The following is an 18,303-nucleotide window of genomic DNA, read 5'->3' on the forward strand; positions in this document are numbered from 1 at the left end:
CGGTGGTGTCAGGGCTGGCCCAATCGCCGGCAAGCCGGCTCCCACAGAGTGGTCGAGTCGATCACAAGTAATGTGGTTTGCAGGGGCCCGTGGGAGCGGGCTTGCCCGCGATCAAGGGCGTAGCCCTTGCCATATGTCGGTGGTGTCAGGGCTGGCCCAATCGCCGGCAAGCCGGCTCCCACAGGGTGCTCGAGTCGATCACAAGTAATGTGGTTTGCAGGGGCCCGTGGGAGCGGGCTTGCCCGCGATCAAGGGCGTAGCCCTTGCCATATGTCGGTGGTGTCAGGACAGGCCCCAAGTTCTCCTGCCTAGAAGAAGGTCCCGACCAGCAGTTGCAGGTAGGTCCCGGTATCGCGCCCCCCCAACTGCACCCCACCCCTGTCGGCACTGCGCTCCGGCTTGTAGAACCCCACCACCGGGCTGATCAGCAGGTGGTCGTTGACCATCCATTCCAGGTACAGGTCGAGCTCCCGGCCGCCCAGGTTGCCTCGGTCAGTCTCCAGGGTGTCGAAGTCGAAGTACAGCGCACCCAGGGTCACGTTGTCCCGCGGCGTGACCTTGAGCCCCACGTGGTGCACCTGGCTGTTGCTGTTGAACGGCCCGGCGTAGTTGCCTGCCACCTCGCCCTGGAACCAGGTGCCGTAGCCACGGCTCAAGCCATAGAACAGCGGGTCGAAGTCCTCGGAAAAGCGGCTGTAGCGGTAGGTGGCGGTGGGCGACCAGGGCAGTTCGGAGAAGGTCCAGTTGCCCTCCAGGTACCAGGCGTTCTCGCGCCCGCCGCTGCGGTCCTGGGTCACGTATTCGGCTGCCACCTCCAGGTGCTCGACGCCCAGGCTGCCGCGCCCGCGCAGGCTGACGGTGTCCATGCCGTCGCGGTGCTCCAGGCCCATGATCCGGGCATAGCGCTGATCGACATCCAGGCCGCGGATCCAGCTCAGGCCCAGGGCCCCGGCATCGTTCACATGCTCGAGGTTGGCGACCGCCAGGGAGGTGTCGGCCTGGTAGTGGTTGTCCGACTTGAGCCACATCAGGTCGCCGCGCCAGCCCTGGTTGCCGCCCAGGCGCAGCACGGCAGTGCGGTCGAAGGCCTTGCGCCCGGCCAGGTAGTAGGCGCCGCCGCGGTTGAAGTTGGCGCCCAGGTCGACCTTGCCCAGGTTGACCGGGTCGCCCTGGATCAGGAAGCCGTCGCCCAGGGTCACGAGCTGGCGGCCGCCGGAAATATCGACACCGTCCTCGCCCAGGGCCGGGAACAGGTCGCCCGATCGCCAGCCCAGGTAGGCATCCTCCACGGCGGTGCGGCGTTCGTCGCCCAGGCTGAGGCCCGCGGCATCGCCGTCGCCCCAGGTGGCCGAGCTGAGCAGGCTGAAGCCGCCGTACAGGGTGCCGTTGCCCGCCAGCGCCTGGCTGCCGCTCAAGCCGTACTTGACGTAGCCCTCGCGCCAGGCGCTGCTGCCGGGCTGGCGGTTGCCGGCCTGGTCGAAGCTTTCGTCGCTGTGGAACACACCGAACAGGGCTTCGAGGTCGGCGTTGAGGACCGTACCGTCCTGGTTGTAGAGCTCATGGGCGTTGGCCAGTTGCAGGGTCGAGGCCAGCAGGACGGCCAAGGGAAGGGGATGGATTCGAATCATCGGGGATGCTCCATTGTTCTTGTTCTGGTCGCGCGATGGTTGTGTCGAATCAGAGCTTGATCAGCACGGACTTGAGCTCGGTGTAGTGCTCGATCGCCGCCGCGCCCATCTCGCGGCCGACCCCGGAGAGCTTGTAGCCGCCGAACGGCAGGGCCGGGTCCAGGGCGCTGTGGCAGTTGACCCACACCGAACCGGACTTGATGCGGGGGATCATCCGGTGCACCGCGCCCAGGTCGTTGGACCAGATGCTCGCCCCCAGGCCATAGGGGTTGTCGTTGGCGAGCCTGACCACCTCGTCGAGGTCATCGAACGGCATGGCCACCAGCACCGGGCCGAAGATCTCCTCCTGCACCAGGCGATGACGCTGGTCGACATCGACGATCACCGTCGGCTTGACGAAATAGCCCGGGCCGAAACCTTCGCCGCCGCAGGCGATGGTGGCGCCCAGCTCGCGCCCCAGGTCGATGTAGCCGGTGACCCGGTCCTGCTGCTTGGCCGAGATCAACGGGCCCATCTGCACGGTCGGGTCCAGGCCATTGCCGAGCTTCATGCCGTTGGCGATGCCGGCGATGTCGGCGACCACGTTGTCGAAGTGTTTGCGGTGCACGTACAGCCGCGAGCCTGCGCAGCACACCTGGCCCTGGTTGAAGAAGATCGCTGTGGCGGCGCCGGCGGCGGCCTCCTGCAGGTTGGCGTCGGGCATGACGATGGTCGGCGACTTGCCGCCCAGCTCCAGGGTGACCCGGGTCATGTTGTCCATCGCGGCCTTGCCGATCAGCTTGCCGACTTCGGTGGAGCCGGTGAAGGTCAGCTTGTCCACGCCGGGGTGGCGGCTCAGGGCGGCGCCGGCGTTGAGGCCGGTGCCGGTGATCACGTTGAATACCCCGGCCGGGTAGCCGGCTTCGTCGACCAGCTCGGCCAGCTTCAGGGCGGTCAGCGGAGTCTCGTCGGCCGGCTTGAGCACCAGGGTGCAGCCGGTGGCCAGGGCCGGGCCGAGCTTCCAGCAGGCCAGCAGCAGGGGGAAGTTCCAGGCGACGATGGCGCCGACCACGCCCACCGCTTCGCGGCGGACGAAGGCATGGAACTGCTCGTTGGGCATCAGCGGCAGGGAGGGCTCGACCGTGCTGCCTTCGACCTTGGTGGCCCAGCCGGCCATGTAGCGCAGGAAATCGATGGCCAGTTGCACGTCCATGGCCTGGGCCACGGCGGCGCTCTTGCCGTTGTTCAGGCATTCCAGCTCGGCCAGCACCTGGGCGTCGCGTTGCATCAGGTCGGCCAGGCGCCACAGCAGGTTCTGCCGTTCGCGGGGGCGCAGGCGGCTCCAGGGCGAGTCGTCGAAGGCCTGGCGAGCCGCCTCGACAGCCCGGTCCACGTCGTCCTGGTCGGCCGCGGGTACCTCGCCGAGGACCGCCCCGCTGGCTGGGTTGCGCAAACTCAAGGTGCGGCCGCTGGCGGCGTCCTGCCAGCCGGCGCCGATGCGCATCTGCAGCTTGCGCTCGAGGAAGGCGCGGGTGGCGGGGAGGATGGGCAGTTCGGAAAGCATGATGCGATGCCTCTTGTCATTGGGTGTGACGAGCAAGTGCGCAATGGCCGTGCCAATGCCGCCGATGGTGGGCAATGGCTTGAGTGGCAAGGGTTTTCTCCTGGCGCGGGGGAGAAGGGCGGGGACTATGCTGTTGCACATTGAGACACGTTGAGACGGGGGTGAAACAGTGACTGAGCGGTGCCTGTATTCGCGGGCAAGCCCGCTCCCACAGGGTTTGCGGTGCGCTTTGGCGCGGCCCCTGTCTCACACTGAAACAGCCTGTCGCGAAATGGGACGTTCCGACTCGCGGGCGGCTGCCGGGAATTGCCCGGCGAAATCGTCCAACCCTTTGAAGCGAAAGCTTTTTACCAGTACTGGCACAGTTCCTGTATCAGCACCGTCACATGCACCTGCGGTATCAGAGCGTGCGAAAACGATAAGAACAACACCGTGGAGGTCTGACCTTGAAGACGACTCGACTCCGGCGGCAAGCGGGCAAACTGGCGCTGGTCGCCGCCGCACTGCTGAGCACCCAGGCCATGGCGGCCGAGCAGGGCCCGAGCTTGTTGCAATCCAAGTGCATGGGGTGCCATATCCCCGAAGGCAACGACAGCTACAGCCGCATCAGCCACCAGCGCAAGACCCCGGAAGGCTGGCTGATGAGCATCGCGCGCATGCAGGTGATGCATGGCGTGCAGATCAGCGACGAAGAGCGCCGCACCCTGGTCAAGTACCTGGCCGACAAGCAGGGCCTGGCGCCCCGCGAGACCGACGGTGTGCGCTATGCCATGGAGCGCCGGCTCAACACCGTTGAGCACTTCGACGACCGCTTCAGCCAGATGTGCGGACGCTGCCACTCCGGCGCCCGGGTCGCCTTGCAGCGGCGTCCGGCCAAGGAATGGGAACACCTGGTCAACTTCCACCTCGGCCAGTGGCCGTCCCTCGAATACCAGGCCCAGGCGCGCGACCGCGACTGGCTGGGCATCGCCCTCAAGGAGATGGTGCCGGACCTGGCCAAGCGCTTCCCGCTCGATGACCCCGCCTGGGCCGAATGGCAGAAGGCCAAGCCCAAGGCCGAGGCACTGCCCGGGCAGTGGGCGTTCAGCGGCCACATGCTCGCCAAGGGCGATGTGCGTGGCGTGATGACCGTCACCGCCGATGCCGGCGATACCTTCAAGGTCGAGGTCAAGGGCCGCTATGCCGACGGCACGCCGTTCAATGGCAGCGGTTCGGCGATCCTCTACAACGGCTACGAGTGGCGCGGCAACGTGAAGGTCGGCGATGCCAACCTGCGCCAGGTCTTCGCCGCCCTCGACGGCGAGATGAAGGGCCGTATGTTCGAGGCCGAGCACGACGAGCGCGGCCTGGATTTCAGCGCGGTGAAAGCGGGCAAGGCACGCCTGCTGGCCGTGCAGCCGGCGTTCATCAAGGCCGGTGGCGAAAGCGAGATCACCCTGGTCGGCAGTGGCCTGTCGGGCAAGCCGGTGCTCGGTGCCGGTGTCGAGGTGATCGAAGTGCTGGAGTCGACCCCGACCCTGGTGCGGGTCAAGGCCCGTGCGGCCGCCAACGCCGCGCCCGGCCTGCGCGAAGTCGCCGTGGGCGCGCTCAAGGGCGTGAACCTGGCGGTGTACGACAAGGTCGAGGAAGTCAAGGTGGTGCCGGCGTTCTCCATCGCCCGTATCGGCGAGAACGGTGGCTCCACGCCCAAGGTCCAGGGCCGCTTCGAGGCCGAGGCCTGGGGCAAGGATGCCAACGGCCAGCCGCTGCGCATCGGCTACCTGCCGGCCAAGTGGAAGGTCGAGCCGTTCAACGAGCGGGCGGCCGAGGACGAGGATGTGAAGTTCGCAGGGACCATGCAGGCCGACGGCGTCTTCATGCCAGCCGGCGCCGGCCCCAACCCTGAGCGCAAGATGATGACCAACAACGCCGGCAACCTGAAGGTCATCGCCGAACTCGAGGACGGCGGGCAGAAGGGCGAAGGCCACATGATCGTCACCGTACAGCGCTGGAACAACCCGCCCTTGCCATAAGGGCCGCTTGTCGCGCACGCCACCAGAACGGGCTGAAACATCGAGAGGTCGCCATGGGCGCACTATTGAACCTGGTCGAGCGCAACCTGCACGAAGTGCAGGTGGATGCCGACCGCATGCTCTTCCACATCCCCAGCAGCTCGCTGTTCGCCGCCGACGCGGTGACCGGCGGGATCATCGACACCCTACGCCAGCAAGGCTGCCGCGCCGAGGACCTGGTGCAGCGCCTGGGCCGGCGTTTCGCCGACCAGCAGATCCAGGAGACCCTGCGCGAGCTGATCGCCCTGGAACTGGTCAGCGACGGCTCGCCGCTGACCCCTGAAATCGCGCTCAGGCAGGTCGAGCGCACCGCGCTGAACACCGTGGTGCTCAACGTCAACACCGGTTGCAACCTCAGTTGCACCTACTGTTACAAGGAGGACCTCGACAAACCCTCCGCCGGCAAGAAGATGAGCACCGCCACCGCCGAGGCCTCGGTGGAGATGCTGCTCAAGGAGTCGCCGGACGAAGAGCGCTACAGCGTGGTGTTCTTCGGCGGCGAGCCGCTGTCCAACCGGGCGCTGATCGAGCACATGGTCGCGTACTGCGAGCGGCGCTTCGCCGAGGCGGGCAAGCAGGTGGAGTTCATCATGACCACCAACGCCACGCTGCTCACCGAAGAGATCGTCGATTGGCTCGATGCCCATCGTTTCGGCCTGTCGGTGAGCATCGACGGGCCGAAGACCGTGCACGACCGCAACCGCATCACCGTGGGCGGGCAGGGCACCTACGATGTGGTACGGCGCAAGGCCGACATGCTGCTGTCGCGTTACCGCAGCCGGCCGGTCGGCGCCCGGGTCACCCTGACCCGTGGCATCACCGATGTGGAAACCATCTGGAACCACCTGTTCAACGAGCTGGGGTTCGCCGAGGTGGGCTTCGCCCCGGTCACCTCCGGCGACATGGCCGCCTTCAACTTGACCAGCGAGGAACTGGTGCAGGTCTTCGCCAACATGAAGGCCCTGGGCCGGCGCTACCTGGAGGCGGCGCTGGAGCACCGCAACATCGGCTTCTCCAACCTGCACCAGCTGATCACCGACATCCACGAAGGGCACAAGAAGGCCCTGCCATGCGGCGCCGGGCTGAAGATGCTGGCGGTCGACCATGAGGGCGAGCTGAACCTGTGCCACCGCTTCACCGGTTCCAGCCTGCCGACCTTCGGCAACGTGCACCAGGGCGTGCAGCAGGTGCAGCTCAACGACTTCCTGTCCCAGCGCCTGGACCGCAGTGGCACCGGCTGCGACAGCTGCCGCATCCGCAACCTGTGTTCGGGGGGCTGCTACCACGAAAGCTACGCCCGCTACGGCGATCCCCAGCATCCGACCTACCACTACTGCGAACTGATGCGCGACTGGGTCGACTTCGGCATCGAGGTCTACAGCCGCATCATGGCCGCCAACCCGGCCTTCATCGATCGCTACATCACTCCGCGGAAGGCGCACTGACATGAAGCACTTGAAGCCCCTGAACAACAAGGCTCGCATCCTCGAACAGGCCGCCGCCGAAGACCGCGTGGAAGAGGTCATGGCCATGAGCGCGGTGGCCGGTTGCACCGCCACCACCGACCCGGGCTGGGAAGTGGACGCCTTCGGTGGCGTCACCTCCCTGTGCCAGCCAATGGAGGCCGACCTGTACGGCTGCTCCGACCCTTGCTGGTGGCCGGCCCAGGTGCCGGACATGATGAGTACTTACCAGGACTGGAACGCCCAGGCGAGCAACTCGCAGGACGACTGGCGCAACCTCGGCACCGTGTTCCCGAAAGACAAGTGATCGGCCCGACAAGAACGACAAGGGGAAACCGCATGAAACCTGGATTCTGCGCGCAGCTCGCGCTCACCGTCGCCGCCTGTGCTGGCGCCTGGACGGCGCAAGCTGGCGAAAGCGCCACCGGCCCGGCGCTCAAGCCTGGCCACGAATACCTGATCGTCACCAACTACCCGAACAATCTGCACGTGGTCGACGTGGCCAGCGACACGGTCTACAAGTCGTGTCGCATGCCGGATGCGTTCGGCCCGGGCACCGCGATGATGGCGCCGGACAACCGCACCGCCTACGTGCTCAACAACCACTATGCCGACCTCTACGGCATCGACCTGGATACCTGCCAAGCCACCTTCCACGCCAACCTCTCCAGCGTTCCCGGCGAGGTCGCCCGGTCGATGTACTCGTTCGCCATCAGCCCCGATGGCAAGGAGATCTACGCCACCGTCAACCCGACCCAGCGCCTGAACGACCACTACGTGGTCAAGCCGCCACGGCTGGAGGTGTTCAATACCGGCGATGGCCTGAACGCCAAGCCGGTGCGCAGTTTCCCGATGCCGCGTCAGGTCTACCTGATGCGCGCGGGCGACGACGGCAGCCTGTACGTCGCCGGGCCCGACATCTACAAGATGGATGTCAAGACCGGCAAGTACGAGGTGGCCTTGCCCCTGCGCAACTGGAACCGCCCCGGCTACAGCGCGCCGGACGTGCTGTATTTCTGGCCGCACCAGAGCGCCCGGCATGAGTTCTCCATGCTCTATACCATCGCCAAGTTCACCGACGAGAAGCAGGACCCGGACACCGCCGAACTGCTCTATGGCTACCTGAGCATCGACCTGAAGACCGGCAAGAGCCATACCCAGGAGTTCGCCGACCTCACCGAACTGTACTTCACCGGCTTGCGCTCGCCGAAGGATCCGAACCAGATGTACGGTGTGCTCAATCGCCTGGCGCGCTATGACATCGAGCAACGCAAGCTGATCAAGGCGGCCAATCTGGACCACACTTACTATTGCGTGGCCTTCGACCGGGCCGGCGACAAGCTGTACCTGGGCGGCACCTTCAACGACCTGGCGGTGTTCGACCCCGATACCCTGGAGAAGGTGACGAACATCAAGCTGCCGGGGGGCGACATGTCCACCAGTACGCCGCAGGTGTTCGTCAGGTAATTAGGTGCCGGTTTTTCGCGACGAGCCGTCGCGAAAAACCGGTGAAGCCGCCACAAGAACAACAAGAGAGCGCCCATGACCCAGACAAGCTATACCCACGGCAATCCAGACAAGGCCTTGCTCAGCCAATGCATCGGTGACGCCTTCGACGCCACCGTCGCACGTTTCCCCGAGCGTGAGGCCCTGGTGGTGCGCCACCAGGGCTTGCGCTACACCTGGCAGGCACTGGCCGAGGCCGTCGACCAGCACGCCCGGGCGCTGATGGCCCTGGGCGTGCAGCCGGGCGACCGGCTGGGGATCTGGGCCCCGAACTGCGCCCAGTGGTGCATCACCCAGTTCGCCAGCGCCAAGGTCGGGGCGATCCTGGTCAACATCAACCCAGCCTACCGCGTCAGCGAGCTGGACTATGCCCTGGGTCAGTCCGGCTGCCGCTGGGTGATCTGCGCCGATGCCTTCAAGACCTGCGACTACCACGCCATGCTGCTGGGCCTGGTGCCGGGCCTTGCCGCCGGCCAGCCTGGTGCGCTGGCTTGCGAGCGCTTCCCCGAGCTGCGCGGTGTCGTCAGCCTGGCCAGTGCACCGCCGGCCGGGTTCCTCGCCTGGCCCGAGCTGCAGGCGCTGGCCACGCAGGTGAGCGCCGAGGCCCTGGCCGAACGCCAGGGGCAGTTGCACTGGGACGACCCGATCAACATCCAGTACACCTCCGGCACCACGGGTTTCCCCAAGGGGGCGACCCTCAGCCACTACAACATCCTCAACAACGGCTACATGGTCGGCGAGAGCCTGGGGCTGACCGAGCATGACCGCCTGGTGGTCCCGGTGCCGCTGTACCACTGCTTTGGCATGGTCATGGCCAACCTGGGCTGCCTCACCCATGGCAGCACCCTGATCTACCCCAGCGACGCCTTCGACCCGCTGGCCACCCTGCGCGCGGTGGCCGAGGAGCGGGCCACGGCGTTGTATGGCGTGCCGACCATGTTCATCGCCGAGCTGGATCACCCGCAACGCGGCGAGTTCGACCTGTCCAGCCTGCGCACCGGGATCATGGCCGGCGCCACCTGCCCGATCGAGGTGATGCGCCGGGTGATCGACGAGATGCACATGGCCCAGGTGCAGATCGCCTACGGCATGACCGAGACCAGCCCGGTATCGCTGCAGACCGGCCCGGACGATGACCTGGAAGTGCGCGTGACCACGGTCGGGCGTACCCAGCCCCGGCTGGAGAGCAAGATCATCGACGCCGACGGCCACACCGTGCCACGCGGCCAGATCGGCGAGCTGTGCACCCGTGGCTACAGCGTGATGCTCGGCTACTGGAACAACCCCAAGGCTACTGCCGAAAGCATCGATGTCGACGGCTGGATGCACACCGGGGACTTGGCGGTGATGGACGAGCAGGGCCATGTGCGTATCGTCGGGCGCAGCAAGGACATGATCATCCGCGGAGGGGAGAACATCTACCCGCGCGAGCTGGAGGAATTCTTCTTCACCCACCCAGCGGTGGCCGACGTGCAGGTGATTGGTATTCCGTGCAGTCGCTACGGGGAGGAGATCGTTGCCTGGGTCCGCTTCCATCCTGGACATTCGGCCACCGAGGACGAGTTGCGCGAATGGGCAAGGGCGCGGATCGCGCATTTCAAGATACCGCGTTATTTCCGTTTCGTGGACGAGTTCCCGATGACGGTGACGGGCAAGGTGCAGAAGTTCAGGATGCGTGAGATCAGTATCGAGGAATTGGGTGGTGCGCCAGGCATGGCGCAGCGCTGAAGCATCTGCCTGGAAGCGGGCTTGCCCGCGAATCTGGATGCGGCAACGGTTCGCCCTGTCAGCGCAACCACTCCGGGCTGTTGAAATTGCTCAACCGCCCATCCTCCTGCGCACACTCCAGCCCTTGTATCGGCGCCTGCAGCAGGGCTTTCTGCAAACTCCGCTCACCCGCCCGCCAGGCCTGCTCCAGCAGGGGCAGTAACCGCCTCGGCATCACACTGAACATCGGCTGCCAATAACCTCCCTGACGCACCATGGCCGCACTGTCATGCTCGACCGCTAGCCGCAGCAGACCTTCGATCAACGCGTCGTCCACCTGAGGGGCATCACAGGCCAGCACCACCACCCACTCATGCCGCGCCGCCGCAAGCCCAGCGATCACCCCGGCCAACGGCCCGGGGAAGTCCGGATCGGCATCGCCCACCAACTGGTCGGCATAGGCCGCGTAGGCCTGCTGGTTACGGTTGCAGGAAATGATCAAGTCGTCGCTCAGTGGCCGTACCACCCGCTGCACATGGGCCACCAGTGGCTCGCCGTGCCAGGGCACCAGGCCCTTGTCGCGGCCGCCCATGCGCTGGCCGCGGCCGCCAGCGAGGATCAGGATGGAGCAGGGAGGCAGGGCAACTGACATGAAAAGGGTTCCAGGCAATTAAGATCTGGAACCCTCCCATGTCATCTGGCGCTTGTCCAGTCAGCTTTCGCTGGCCGTTGCCGCGTTCCCGCGCTCCCGCCGATACCCGGCCACACGCATCACCACCACGAAGAACACCGGTACGAACACCACCGCCAGGGTGGCGCTGAGCATGCCGCCGATCACCCCTGTGCCGATCGCCTGCTGGCTGGCCGAGCTGGCGCCGCTGGCGATGGCCAGGGGCACCACGCCGAGGATGAAGGCCAGCGAGGTCATGACGATCGGCCGTAGGCGCAGGCGTGCGGCCCGTATCGCGGCGTCGCGTGGATCATGCCCCTGGTCGACCAGGTGCTTGGCGAACTCGATGATCAGGATGGCGTTCTTCGCCGACAGACCGATCAAGGTGATCAGGCCGACCTTGAAGAACACGTCGTTGGGCAGGCCGCGCAGGGTCACCGCCAGCACTGCGCCGAGCATGCCCAGCGGTACCACCAGCAGCACCGCGGTCGGGATCGACCAGCTTTCGTACAGCGCCGCCAGGCACAGGAACACCACCAGCAGCGACAGCGCCATCAGCAAGGGCGCCTGGCTGCCCGACAGGCGTTCCTGCAACGACAGGCCGGTCCACTCCAGGCCAGCGCCTGCCGGTAGCTGCGCCACCAGGCGCTCGACCTCGGCCATGGCTTCGCCGGAGCTGTAGCCGGGCGCCGGCTCGCCGGAGATCGACACCGCTGGGTAGCCGTTGTAGCGGGTCAGTTGCACCGGGCCGCTGACCCAGCGGGCCTGGACGAAGGCACCCAGCGGGACCATCTTGCCGCTGCTGTTGCGCACGTGGATCTGCAGCAGGTCCTCGACCTGGCTGCGCTGGTCACCCTCGGCCTGCACCACCACCCGCTGCATGCGCCCCTGGTTGGGGAAGTCGTTGACGTAGCGGGAACCGACGGCAGTATCCAGCACCGCGCCGATATCGGCGAACGACACGCCCAGGGCGCTGGCCTGGCGCCGGTCGACCTTAAGCTGCACCTGCGGGCTCTCGGCCAGGGAGGCTTCGCGCACGTTGACCAGCACCTTGCTCTTGCGCGCATTGGCCAGCAGTGCGTCACGGGCCGCCATCAGCCCCGCATGGCCCAGGCCGCCCCGGTCCTGCAGGCGGAATTCGAAGCCGGTCGATTCGCCCAGGCCATCCACCGGTGGCGGCAGCACGGAGTAGGCCACGGCATCCCTGAACTGGCTGAAGACCGTGGTGGCGCGCTCGGCGATCGCCTGGGCGCTGTCGCCCGCGCCGCGCTCGGACCAGTCCTTGAGCGTGGTGAAGGCCAGCGCCGCGTTCTGCCCGCTGCCGGAGAAACTGAACCCCAGGATCAGGGTCGTGTTGCCCACCCCAGGCTCCTCGGCGTTGTGCGCCTCGATCTGCGCGGCCACCTGCTCGGTCCGTACCCGGCTGGCACCAGGCGGCAACTGGATATCGGTGATGGTATAGCCCTGGTCCTCGGTGGGCAGGAAGGCCGTCGGCAACTGGCTGAAGCCATAGCCGAGCGCTGCCAGCAGCACGCCGTACACCAGCAGGTAGCGTCCGCTGCGCGCCAGGGCATGGGCCACCCAGCGCTGGTAGCCGTTGCTCATGCCCTCGAAGCGCCGGTTGAACCCGCCGAAGAAGCCCTTGCGCGTGTGGTACTCGCCCTTGGCCAGCGGCTTGAGCAAGGTGGCGCACAGGGCCGGGGTCAGGCTCAGGGCGAGGAACGCCGAGAACAGGATCGACACGGCCATGGACAGGGAGAACTGCTGGTAGATCACCCCCACCGAACCCTTCATGAAGGCCATCGGCAGGAATACCGCCACCAGCACCAGGGTGATGCCGACGATGGCCCCGCTGATCTGGCCCATGGCCTTGCGTGTGGCCTCCTTCGGCGGCAGGCCTTCCTCGGCCATGATCCGCTCGACGTTCTCCACCACCACGATGGCATCGTCCACCAGGATGCCGATGGCCAGGACCATGCCGAACAGGGTCAGCACGTTGACCGAGAAGCCCATGGCCAGCATCACCGCGAAGGTGCCCATCAGGGCCACCGGCACTACCAGCGTGGGGATCAGGGTATAGCGGATGTTCTGCAGGAACAGGAACATCACCGCGAACACCAGCAGCATGGCCTCGAACAGGGTGCTGATCACCTGCTGGATCGACACCTTGACGAAGGGCGAGGTGTCGTAGGGGATGTCATGGCGGACACCGTCCGGGAAGTAGCGCGACAGCTGCGCCATCTTCTCGCGCACCAGGGTCGCGGTCTCCAGGGCGTTGGCACCCGGCGCCAGCTGCACGCTGAAGGCGCTGGACGGCTTGCCGTTCAGGCGGGTGCCGTACTGGTACTCCTGGGCGCCGATCTCCACCCGGGCGACGTCGCCGAGGGTCACGGTGGCGCCATCGGGGTTGGCGCGCAGGACGATGGCGGCGAATTGCTCGGGGCTGCTCAACTGCCCCGTGACCACCACGTTGGCCGTGATTTCCTGGCTGGCCCGGCCGGGCAGGTCGCCGATGCTGCCCGGCGCCACCAGGGCGTTCTGCGCGGCGATGGCGTCGACGACGTCGTCGGGCGTGAGGTTGAAACCGACCAGCTTGCGCGGGTCGATCCACACCCGCATGGCGCGTTCCGCACCATACAGCTGGGCCTTGCCCACCCCCTTGAGGCGACGGATCTCGTCCATCACGTTGCGTGCCAGGATGTCGGACAGCGCGGTTTCGTCCAGGCTGCCGTCCTCGGAGGTGAGGGTGCCCAGCAACAGGAAGCCGGTGGACACCTTCTCCACCTGCAGGCCCTGCTGGGTCACGGCGCGGGGCAGGCGCGACTCGACCACCTTGAGACGGTTCTGCACGTCCACCTGGGCCAGGTCGGGGTGGGTGCCCGGCGCGAAGGTGGCGGTGATGGTGGCGCTGCCCAGGCTGCTCTGGGACTCGAAGTACAGCAGGTTGTCGGCGCCATTGAGCTCCTGCTCGATCAGGCTGACCACGCTCTCGTCCAGGGTCGACGCCGAGGCGCCGGGGTAGACGGCGTAGATCTCCACTTGCGGTGGCGCCACGTTGGGGTACTGGGCCACTGGCAACTGGGGCATGGCCAGGCCACCGGCGAGCAGGATGAACAGGGCGACCACCCAGGCGAACACCGGGCGGTCGATGAAGAACTGCGGCATGGGTCAGGCCCTCACTGGCCGTTGTGCTGGACGATGGGGAGCGCATCGCCGGTGGCGTCGACCTGCACCTGGTCGCCGACCTTGACGTGCTGCAGGCCTTCGATCACCACGCGCTCGCCAGGGGCCAGGCCCTCGCTGACGATCCAGCGATCGCCCTGGGCGCTGCCCAGCAGCACCTGGCGTTCGCCGATGCGCGCCTGGCGATCGACCACCAGCACCTTGGGCACCCCGGCGCTGTCGCGCAGGATGGCGCGCTGTGGCACGCTGATGCCCTTGGGCTGCACGGCCTGCTCCAGGCGCACGCGCACGTAGCTGCCGGGCAGCAGGTCGAGGTCGGGGTTGGGGAACTCGCTGCGCAGGGTGATCTGGTGGGTGCTCGGGTCGACGCTGATGTCGGAGAACAGCAGCGTGCCCGGCAGCGGGTAGGCGCTGCCGTCGTCCTGGACCAGGGTCGCTCGTGCCTGGCCCTGGCCGACCTGCTCCAGCTCGCCGGCGCGCATCGCCCGGCGCAGGGCGTTGAGCTCGCGGGTCGACTGGCTGACGTCGGCGTGGATCGGGTCCAGTTGCTGGATGACCGCCAGCGGCGTGCTGCCGTCCTGGCCGACCAGCGCGCCCTCGGTGACCAGGGCCCGGCCGATGCGCCCGGAGATCGGTGCGGTGACCGTCGCGTAGCCCAGGTTCAGGCGGGCCCGCTCCAGGGCGGCCTTGGCCTGGGCCACCTCGGCGTCGGCCTGGAGGAAGGCGGCACGGGCGTTGTCGTACTCCTGGCGGCTGACCGCCTTGTCGTCGACCAGCGATCGGTAGCGCTGCTCGGTGAGGCGTGCCTGGTACCGGTTGGCCTCGGCCTTGGCCAGGGTGGCACGGGCGCTGTCATGGTCGGCCTTGAACGGTGCCGGATCGATCCGGAACAGTACGTCGCCCTGCTTGACGTCGCTGCCTTCGCGGTACACCCGCTCGAGCACCACGCCGGCCACCCGTGCGCGCACCTCGGCGGTACGCGGCGCGAGGAGGCGACCGCTGAGCTCGGTGCTGATGGCCAGCGGCTGGAGCTGTACGGTTTCGACGCGCACGTGCGGCATGGGCGCCGGTGCGTCCTGTTCGGCGGTGTCGTCGCAGGCGGCCAGGAGCAGCGCCAGCAGTGCCGCAAGCGCCACGGGGCGCAGGCGAGGGGGATGGTAGGTAGGCATGCGGATCTTCCATTGATGAGCGTGCGTATGCTACGGCAGCCGTTCCCTCGGCGCCTGTGAAGACCTGTAGGACGAGTGTGAAAAAGTGTGAAGGAGAGTCCTGCCCGTGCGTAGGATTCTATATCCTGCCTGTCTTTTCCGTTCTGTCAAACCGCTTATGCCGAACATCCTCCTGGTCGAAGACGACAGCGCCCTGTCCGAGCTGATCGCCAGTTACCTGCAACGCAACGACTTCCACGTCCAGGTCATCGCCCGTGGCGATCACGTCTTAGACGAAGTCCGCCGGCAGAAGCCGGATCTGGTGGTGCTCGACCTGATGCTGCCGGGCCTGGACGGCCTGCAGGTGTGCCGCCTGCTGCGCCAGGTGTCGCAGAGCCTGCCGATCCTCATGCTGACCGCTCGCGACGACAGCCACGACCAAGTGCTGGGCCTGGAGATGGGCGCCGACGACTACGTCACCAAACCCTGCGAGCCGCGTGTGCTGCTGGCCCGGGTGCGCACCTTGCTGCGCCGCAGCAGCGTCAACGAGCCGCGCCTGGACAGCGACCTGATCCAGGTCGGCGGGCTGCGCATCGACCTGGCCGAGCGCAGCGTCACCTGGCGCGGCGAAGAGGTGGAGCTGTCCAGCGGCGAATACAACCTGCTGGTGGTGCTGGCGCGCAACGCCGGCGAGGTGCTCAGCCGCGACCGGATTCTCCAGCAACTGCGTGGCATCGAGTTCAACGGCACCGACCGTTCGGTGGACGTGGCCATTTCCAAGCTGCGCCGCAAGTTCGACGACAACGCCGGCGAGGCGCGCAAGATCAAGACCGTGTGGGGCAAGGGCTACTTGTTCAGCCGGGTCGAGTGGGAGTACTGACGCGCCATGCTGAAGATCCTGGTGCGCCTGTACCTGGTGATCATCGTCGCCTATGCCGGTGCCTTGCTGTTGATCCCCGATGCCATCGTCGGCGCCTTCCACGAGCGCTTCATGGCCTACAACCTGGAGCAGGCCAAGGGCGTGCAGTCGCTGATCGTGCGGCAGTTCCACCAGGCGCCGCGCGAGCAGTGGCCCTCGGTGGCGCAGGACCTGGCGTCGGCCTTCGCGCCGTTGCAGGTCGAGCTGCTGCGCATGGACCAGGCCGAGTTGGGCACGGCGGAGCTGGCACGCCTGCAGCATGGCCTGCACGCGGTGCGCATCGGCGACTGGGGCTACTACGAAACGGTGCTGGCACCTTTGGACAAGGACTGGCTGGTGCGCCTGCACTCGCCCCCGGACCCGCTGGACATCGACGTGCTGTCCTGGGGCGTCACCGTGCTGATCGGGGCGGCGATGCTCGGCTGCCTGCTGCTCTGGGTATGGCCGCACTGGCGCGACCTGGAACGGCTCAAGGAAACCGCCCGGCGCCTGGGGCAGGGGCAGATGTCGGAGCGCACGCACATCTCGCCGCACTCGAACATCGGCGAACTGGCCGGGGTGTTCGACACCATGGCCAGCGAGCTTGAGCGTCACGTCAACCAGCAGCGCGAGTTGCTCAATGCGGTGTCCCACGAGCTGCGCACGCCGCTGACGCGCCTGGACTTCGGCCTGGTGTTGTTGTTCGACGAGGTGCCGCCAGCCAGTCGCAAGCGCCTGCTGGAACTGGTGGGGCATGTGCGCGAACTGGATGAGCTGGTGCTCGAACTGCTGTCGTACAGCCGCCTGCAGAATGCCGACCAGGCGCGGGAGCGGGTCGAGGTCTCGTTGCTGGAGCTGGTCGACAGCGTGCTCGGTGGTTTCGCTGAGGAGCTCGATGGGCGGGGTATCCAGTGGGAGGTTCGCGCCGAGGGCACCCTGCCGCGCTTCGTGCTCGACCCACGGCTGACCGCCCGGGCGGTGCAGAACCTGGTGCGCAACGCCTTGCGTTATTGCGACGAGAGCCTGCTGCTGCGCTTGCGCCTGGAGGAGGACGGCGCTTGCCTGCTGACCGTGGAGGACGACGGTATCGGCATCCCGCCCGAGGAGCGCGAGCGGATCTTCCAGCCGTTCTACCGCCTGGATCGCAGCCGCGACCGCAGTACCGGTGGCTTCGGGCTGGGCCTGGCGATCAGCCGGCGAGCCATCGAAGGGCAGGGGGGGAGCCTGACCGTGGCGCAGTCGGCGCTGGGCGGGGCGCAGTTCAGGATTCGCCTGCCTGCCGGGTAGCGGGGCGCCGGTGTGTTCTTGTGCCGGCCAGTCAAGGCTTTTGGGAGCCGCTTCGCGCCCCAGCATTTACCAAGCCGAACGGTGTACTAGAGGCCGGAACGCAAAGCTTTTGAAAACGCTACGAACCGATCCTTGCCACTGCGCTTGGCCTGGTACAACGCCTGGTCCGCGCGCACCAGCGCCATGCTCAGGGTATCGCCGCTATCGACCGGTGTCAGGCCGATGCTGACGGTCACGGGGTGTCCACCCAGGTCTTCGCGAACGCGCTGGCACAGCGCCGCGACCTGCCGTTCGGCGCCTTGCTGGTCCAGCCCTTCGAAGAAAATGGCGAACTCCTCGCCGCCGAGTCGGGCGAACGCATAGCCATCCATGGACACCCTGATGTGCCCGGCCACGCGCTTGAGCACCTCGTCGCCGATATCGTGGCCGAAGCGGTCGTTGACCTGCTTGAAATTGTCGATATCGATCATCGCCAGGAACTGCCCCGGTGCCGCGAGCCGCAACTGGCGCTCGACCCTGAGCATGAACGCGCGGCGGTTGGGGAGCTCGGTGAGGGCGTCCACGTAGGCTTGCTCCAGCAGTACCTTGGACAGGTAGAAGTTGTGCAGCTTGGCCTGGCGCATCCGCAGGTAGCTGTAGCTCACCAGCCCGCTGAGAAACACCGCGTAGCTCAGCAGCATGGCGCCTTCGAGCTCCAGCAGCTCGATGCGCGTGTGATAGAACGGGTTGAGCAGCAGCCAGGTGATGGCCACGGCGCAGAAGAACGACCAGCCCCGTACCGGCAGCACCGAGACGCTGTAGAGCACGGTGGACACGCCCAGCACCAGCCACACCGGGCGCAGGGCGATGGGAATGCCTTCGATCACCAGGCGCATGGCCAGGGTGATGACCGCGATGAACACCAGGTTGAGCACATCGAAGTGATGGCTTTTGCGGGTGAAGCCGAGCACCACGGTGAGGCAGCACAGCAGGCCGATGAACAGCCCCGAGCGCCAGGTGAAGCCCTGGCCGCCGAGGTAGCTGACGATCAGGTCGAAAACCAGCCAGACGCCGATGCTCACGCAGAAGATCAGCAGGCAGAACCTGTGCATGGCCTCGAATTCGCGCTGGCGGAACTCGGCACGCAGGGCGGCGGGGGCGACCTGCTTGCGCACGTGCTCTTCGATGGTGCTGAACATGATCGGCTGGCGACTCCCACCCGTTGGCAAACCAGTGGCGC

13 protein-coding genes are annotated in these 18,303 nt (G+C 66.8%); 7 read left to right on the plus strand and 6 right to left on the minus strand.

Annotated features, from left to right (window positions below; translation table 11 throughout):
* Positions 1-308: 308 nt before the first annotated feature.
* Together NJF35_RS23445 and NJF35_RS23450 are read right to left on the minus strand one after the other, a co-directional pair.
* Positions 309-1,628: an alginate export family protein gene (locus NJF35_RS23445; RefSeq protein ID WP_253091536.1), complete on the minus strand. Its 1,320-nt coding sequence runs from the start codon at positions 1,626-1,628 to the stop codon at positions 309-311.
* A gap of 49 nt (positions 1,629-1,677) precedes the next feature.
* Positions 1,678-3,171 (minus strand): aldehyde dehydrogenase family protein, encoded by a 1,494-nt coding sequence (locus NJF35_RS23450; protein WP_253080094.1) that lies wholly within the window; start codon positions 3,169-3,171, stop codon positions 1,678-1,680.
* 446 nt (positions 3,172-3,617) lie between these two features.
* Between NJF35_RS23450 and peaA the strand changes: the two genes are divergently transcribed.
* The 5 genes from peaA to NJF35_RS23475 all read left to right on the plus strand — a co-directional run bounded on the left by peaA (position 3,618) and on the right by NJF35_RS23475 (position 9,919).
* On the plus strand, positions 3,618-5,183 hold the full coding sequence (peaA, locus tag NJF35_RS23455; protein ID WP_225790699.1) for a quinohemoprotein amine dehydrogenase subunit alpha: 1,566 nt from the start codon (positions 3,618-3,620) through the stop codon (positions 5,181-5,183).
* A 53-nt stretch (positions 5,184-5,236) separates the two neighbouring features.
* On the plus strand, positions 5,237-6,667 hold the full coding sequence (gene peaB, locus NJF35_RS23460; protein WP_253080095.1) for a quinohemoprotein amine dehydrogenase maturation protein: 1,431 nt from the start codon (positions 5,237-5,239) through the stop codon (positions 6,665-6,667).
* Position 6,668: 1 nt separating this feature from the next.
* The gene (gene qhpC, locus NJF35_RS23465) at positions 6,669-6,992 is read left to right on the plus strand and encodes a quinohemoprotein amine dehydrogenase subunit gamma (protein WP_225790697.1); all 324 of its coding nucleotides are present in this window, start codon (positions 6,669-6,671) and stop codon (positions 6,990-6,992) included.
* 32 nt (positions 6,993-7,024) lie between these two features.
* On the plus strand, positions 7,025-8,152 hold the full coding sequence (gene peaD / locus NJF35_RS23470) for a quinohemoprotein amine dehydrogenase subunit beta (RefSeq protein WP_225790696.1): 1,128 nt from the start codon (positions 7,025-7,027) through the stop codon (positions 8,150-8,152).
* A gap of 75 nt (positions 8,153-8,227) precedes the next feature.
* A complete protein-coding gene (locus NJF35_RS23475) occupies positions 8,228-9,919 on the plus strand; it encodes a fatty acid CoA ligase family protein (protein WP_253091537.1) in 1,692 nt (563 codons plus the stop codon).
* Between the two features lie 58 nt (positions 9,920-9,977).
* On the opposite strand, the gene mobA is transcribed toward NJF35_RS23475, so the two are convergent.
* From mobA to NJF35_RS23490, 3 genes are read right to left on the minus strand one after another with little or no spacing between them, the layout of a single operon-like run.
* The gene (gene mobA, locus NJF35_RS23480; RefSeq protein ID WP_225790694.1) at positions 9,978-10,550 is read right to left on the minus strand and encodes a molybdenum cofactor guanylyltransferase MobA; all 573 of its coding nucleotides are present in this window, start codon (positions 10,548-10,550) and stop codon (positions 9,978-9,980) included.
* Positions 10,551-10,610: 60 nt separating this feature from the next.
* Positions 10,611-13,733 (minus strand): efflux RND transporter permease subunit, encoded by a 3,123-nt coding sequence (locus NJF35_RS23485; RefSeq protein WP_253091538.1) that lies wholly within the window; start codon positions 13,731-13,733, stop codon positions 10,611-10,613.
* Positions 13,734-13,744: 11 nt separating this feature from the next.
* Positions 13,745-14,920: an efflux RND transporter periplasmic adaptor subunit gene (locus NJF35_RS23490; protein ID WP_253080098.1), complete on the minus strand. Its 1,176-nt coding sequence runs from the start codon at positions 14,918-14,920 to the stop codon at positions 13,745-13,747.
* A gap of 157 nt (positions 14,921-15,077) precedes the next feature.
* Here NJF35_RS23490 and NJF35_RS23495 point away from each other — a divergent pair, with 157 nt between their 5' ends.
* Complete coding sequence (locus NJF35_RS23495) at positions 15,078-15,779, plus strand: response regulator transcription factor (RefSeq protein ID WP_225790691.1); 702 nt, start codon at positions 15,078-15,080, stop codon at positions 15,777-15,779.
* Positions 15,780-15,785: 6 nt separating this feature from the next.
* The gene (locus NJF35_RS23500) at positions 15,786-17,084 is read left to right on the plus strand and encodes an ATP-binding protein (RefSeq protein ID WP_253080099.1); all 1,299 of its coding nucleotides are present in this window, start codon (positions 15,786-15,788) and stop codon (positions 17,082-17,084) included.
* A gap of 86 nt (positions 17,085-17,170) precedes the next feature.
* On the opposite strand, the gene NJF35_RS23505 is transcribed toward NJF35_RS23500, so the two are convergent.
* Entirely contained in the window at positions 17,171-18,262 is a 1,092-nt protein-coding gene (locus NJF35_RS23505; protein WP_225790689.1) for a GGDEF domain-containing protein, read from the minus strand.
* Positions 18,263-18,303 lie beyond the last annotated feature (41 nt).

It is taken from the genome of Pseudomonas guariconensis (assembly GCF_024127895.1).
Taxonomy (GTDB): Bacteria; Pseudomonadota; Gammaproteobacteria; order Pseudomonadales; family Pseudomonadaceae; genus Aquipseudomonas; species Aquipseudomonas guariconensis_B.

Bases quoted from the DNA above. Each gene is read 5' to 3' on its own strand.
- peaB (WP_253080095.1), top strand. From the start codon at position 5,237: ATGGGCGCACTATTGAACCTGGTCGAGCGCAACCTGCACGAAGTGCAG.
- NJF35_RS23490 (WP_253080098.1), bottom strand. From the start codon at position 14,920: ATGCCTACCTACCATCCCCCTCGCCTGCGCCCCGTGGCGCTTGCGGCA.
- NJF35_RS23500 (WP_253080099.1), top strand. From the start codon at position 15,786: ATGCTGAAGATCCTGGTGCGCCTGTACCTGGTGATCATCGTCGCCTAT.
- mobA (WP_225790694.1), bottom strand. From the start codon at position 10,550: ATGTCAGTTGCCCTGCCTCCCTGCTCCATCCTGATCCTCGCTGGCGGC.
- NJF35_RS23485 (WP_253091538.1), bottom strand. From the start codon at position 13,733: ATGCCGCAGTTCTTCATCGACCGCCCGGTGTTCGCCTGGGTGGTCGCC.
- NJF35_RS23445 (WP_253091536.1), bottom strand. From the start codon at position 1,628: ATGATTCGAATCCATCCCCTTCCCTTGGCCGTCCTGCTGGCCTCGACC.
- NJF35_RS23450 (WP_253080094.1), bottom strand. From the start codon at position 3,171: ATGCTTTCCGAACTGCCCATCCTCCCCGCCACCCGCGCCTTCCTCGAG.
- NJF35_RS23475 (WP_253091537.1), top strand. From the start codon at position 8,228: ATGACCCAGACAAGCTATACCCACGGCAATCCAGACAAGGCCTTGCTC.
- peaD (WP_225790696.1), top strand. From the start codon at position 7,025: ATGAAACCTGGATTCTGCGCGCAGCTCGCGCTCACCGTCGCCGCCTGT.
- qhpC (WP_225790697.1), top strand. From the start codon at position 6,669: ATGAAGCACTTGAAGCCCCTGAACAACAAGGCTCGCATCCTCGAACAG.
- NJF35_RS23495 (WP_225790691.1), top strand. From the start codon at position 15,078: ATGCCGAACATCCTCCTGGTCGAAGACGACAGCGCCCTGTCCGAGCTG.
- NJF35_RS23505 (WP_225790689.1), bottom strand. From the start codon at position 18,262: ATGTTCAGCACCATCGAAGAGCACGTGCGCAAGCAGGTCGCCCCCGCC.